Annotated in this window: 2 protein-coding genes; both read right to left on the bottom strand. The window is 74.3% G+C overall.

The genetic code is table 11. The features are described from left to right. Positions 1-230: GlsB/YeaQ/YmgE family stress response membrane protein (locus tag G6R25_RS25575; protein ID WP_235949446.1), on the bottom strand; the 230-nt coding region annotated here is incomplete at its 3' end. A 127-nt stretch (positions 231-357) separates the two neighbouring features. Beyond that, complete coding sequence (locus tag G6R25_RS22315; protein ID WP_163554460.1) at positions 358-3393, bottom strand: protein kinase domain-containing protein; 3036 nt, start codon at positions 3391-3393, stop codon at positions 358-360. Positions 3394-3961 lie beyond the last annotated feature (568 nt).

Genomic DNA, 3961 nt, shown 5'->3' with positions numbered 1-3961 from the left:
GACGGCACGACGGGGCCAATACTCCGCGTAGCAGATCGCAACCTAAAACGATCTTCCGGGGGCCCTGGGCGCACCCCGATCGCACTGGCGATCACATTGCCGACCAACTCGCCCACGATGCCGAGTGCGGCCGTCAGCCAGAGCGGAATGTCCTGCCTACCTCGGAGGATCAGCCGAGCCATCAGGCCGATCACCAGACCGGCAATAATGATCCAGATTATTTGAAACACCGCACACCCCCAACGGAGAAGCCTGCCCTAGTTTTCTCCGTCACCGCCCGAACACAAACCCGTCCGATGCCGGTGGGTAATTGCGATTACCGACCCTGGTCACCGGGTAGCTGGGCCAGAAATGTGGTCAACGCGGCAGAATTCGGGTGTCGACCGCATGCAGATTGACCGTCAGCCGGCCCTGCTGCATCCCGGGAACCACCTCGACGAGGAAGTATCCATGTAGCCGGTAGAAGCCCTGCGCGAAGTCGAAACTGGCGCCGCCGCCGGCCAACCCGGTCAGCCGGTAGGTGGTGCCCGTGCAGCCCTGACCGGGACCGAAGTCCGGCGTCTGGCCCGGGCTCGGGCCCGGCGCGTCGCACGACGCGAACAGGGTGAAGTTCGGCAGCGGGCCGCCGCCGGGATCCGGGCCGGGGAAGAAGACCCGCTCGTTGCCCTGCCCTGGCGCCAGGACCTCCAGGAAGATGACTGCGGTGTTGTGGGCGGTGACGAACTCGCTGAACTGCCGGCTCTGCGAGAGCTGCCCGATCGTCCCGCGGAACGCGGGAACCGCCGACAGGGGCACCAGCTGCGCTGTCGTCAGGGCGGTGACGACCGGTGACGGCGCAGCTGGGGACGGCGGCCCGCCGGGCGCGCCGGCAGGTCGGCCGACACTGGACGACGGCCGCAGATCCAGCCCGACCCCGGGACCGGAGCCGCCGGTGGGAACGACCCGGAGCACGTGCGCCGGCGCCGGTTGCCGGGACTGGGCGTGATCAGGCTCGTCCGCGGCGTGGGCGGCTCCCAGCGCGGCCAGCCCCGCGACCGCCGCGGCCAGCGCAGCCAGGGCCGCCGTCCGTCTCGGGTACCGGGCCACATGGCCGGCCCGGCCGCGCGACCTACCGGCATCATCCGGCCCCCCAGCGGCAGCCGGCTCGACTGGGCCAGGCCCGGTCTGACCGTCGTTCGCCACTCGCGGCCCGACCCGTGATGCGACCCACTCCTGCGAGGGCACGGCCCACTGCTCGTCCTGCCCCACCGACCGCGCGCCAGGTCCGGACCCTGCGGCCCCGCCGGCCACGGAACCGGTCGACACCGGCTCACCGGCCGGCGTTCCCGCTCCCCCGGACGTCGCGGCCCGCGCCGCGGAACCTGCGTCCGCCGCGGCCGCGACGGACATGCCCGGCGCACCGGCTGGGTGGGGCTCTGCCGCCGGGGTCGCCGGCCCGGACGGGTTCGCCGGCTCCGGACCCGCCGAGCCCTCCCAACCGGCGGGGCTCTTCCACACGAACGAGCCCGCAGACGCGGACGCCGCACCCGCGGACGTCCCCGAGCGCCCCGCCCGCCCCGCCCACTCCGCCCGGCCTGCCCGGCCTGCCCGGTCCAACTCCCCCGATCTCGCAGGCATCCCGGAACCCTCCGGCTTGCCCGCACCGACCGGGCGGACCGCCGGTCCCGATCCCTCCCACGCGTCGGCGCCGATCGAGTTCTCCGCGCCGGCGCCCTGCGCACCGGCCGGTACCGGCATCCCCGTCAAGGACGAGCCGGCGCCCGCGCGATCCGCCTCGACCACGGAGCCCGGGGTGGCACGGAAGTCGGGCGCGGCGGGAGACGGCGGCGGTGGGACTACTGCCAGACCCGACGGGGTCGCCGGCACCGCACCGCCGGACACCGCCGGCGAAACCGCCGCCTCCGGACGGGCGGACCGTTCCGGCGACCGCGGATCGTCCTGCGCGGGGCTGGAGACAGCCACGCCCGCCGAAGCCGGCTCGGCGGGCGTCCAAGGGGTCATCGCGCGACCCGACACGCGATTGTGGGCCGACGGCGGTTGCGCCGCCCCGCCCTCACCCGCGTCTTGCGGCGTCGACCCGGAGCCGTCCGCCCCGCGGAACGCCGCCGCACGTTCGTCGGCTCCCACCGGCCGGCCGGGGCCCGCGCGCCGCCCGGCCGGCGATGCCGACGTGCCGGGTGTCACGGGCACCGGTGGCCGCGTGATCTCTCCGAAAACATCCGGGCCCGGGGAGACGTCCCGGCCGCGGGGGGTGGGCGCGACCGACGCGGGCGCTCCGGTGGGGGCGGCGAACACGCCCGGCGCCCAGCCACGCAGGCGCCGGACCGCGCGGGCCCTGGGGCGGCTGGGCTCGGGGGTGCGCTGGGTCGGTGTGACGAAGCTGACCGCCGGCCGCGGCGAGGGCAGCCCGGCCAGCGTCTGGCTGTCGTGAAAGTCGCCGTCGCGCAGCCGGTCGCCGGCCTGCGACGAGTCGGGCGTCGGGGTGAACGTGGGCAGGTGGATGAAGGCCATGGGATCGATGGGCGGCGGGTTCCAGGCCTCGCGCAGCAGCCGGCGGGTTCCCGTGGCCGGATCGTCGGTGGGCCCGATCAGCCCGCGCAGTAGATCATCCGCGCTGGGTCGCCCGGCGGGCTCCTTCACCAGCGCCGCGATCACCGCGGACCGCAGCTCGGCGGGCACGTCATCGGTGTCGGCCTCGCTGTGCACGACCCGGTAGAGCAGCGCGTCGGCGCGGCCGGTGCCGAACGGGGGCCGGCCGGTCGCCGCGTAGAGCACGGTCAGGCCCCAGGCGAAGACGTCGGCCGCGGGGCCGACCTCGCCGTGCCCGGTGACCTGCTCGGGCGCCATGTAGCCGGGGCTGCCGAGCAGGACCCCGGTGCGGGTCGCGACCGTGGCGTCGACCGCCGCCGCGATCCCGAAGTCGATCACCTTGGGGCCGTCACCGCTGAGGATGACGTTGCCGGGTTTGAGATCACGGTGGACGATGCCGGCGCCGTGGATCGCGCTCAGCGCCTCCGCGAGGCCGGCGGCGAGCGCCACGACGACCGGCGTGTCCATGGCGCCCCGGGTGGCGATGGTCTCGGCGAGGCTCTGGCCGGGGATGAGCTCGGTGGCCATCCACGGTTCCTCGGCGTCGGGGTCGGCGTCGACCAGCCGGGCGGTGCAGGCGCCGCCCACCGCGCGGGCCGCCTCGATCTCGCGGCGGAAACGCGCGCGGAACTCCGGCTCGGCGGCGAAGTCCGACCGGATCACCTTCAGCGCAGCCAACTGCCCGGTGTCGTCGTCCTCGCCGAGGTACACGATGCCCATCCCGCCGGAGCCGAGCCGCGCGGTCAGCGCGAACCGGGCGACCCGCTCCGGGTCACCCGAGCGCAGCGGCCTCGGCGGCACCACGCCCCTCCTTACGTCGTTCTTTCCACCATCCGCGAACGTCAACCCACCCGCCGGACGCCTAAGGCTCCGCCCGACTTCGGTCCCCTCCGATCGGGGCCGAAGGCCCCGCCGCCGGTGTCACCCCACGGTGCCCGCGGAACCTGTGGTGAGGATGTGCGACGGTCAGGCCGCGCATCCCCTGTACTCATCAGACGACTCCGGGCGCCGGGGAAGTTCCGCCACCGGACGTGGCGGGGATCGCCGCCGGATGACGGAACTCGCGACCGCGATGGCATACCGGGTGGCGTCAGCGGAGGGTCGGCTGTTCGCGCGGCCGGCGCGGAAAGCGCTGGCCCGGGCCCGGCCGCTCGCCACCGCCAAAGCAATGGACAAAGTGCGCCGGCAGGGCGGTACCAGGCCCTGGTGCCTTCACCGGAAGCGGCGGCAGGTGTGCCCCCGGAGGCGGAACGGTTCGCTGCGGTGTCACAAATCGGACTGTACCGATGGAACCACAGCTACCCGGCCATTCGACTCCCCGGACACCCACCTATCGGTTACCCCAACCGGCTACCTCTCCAGGCACACCCCC

This window comes from Candidatus Frankia alpina (assembly GCF_902806485.1).
Classification (GTDB): Bacteria; Actinomycetota; Actinomycetes; order Frankiales; family Frankiaceae; genus Frankia; species Frankia alpina.
This window is presented reverse-complemented; position numbering and strand designations above follow the sequence as displayed.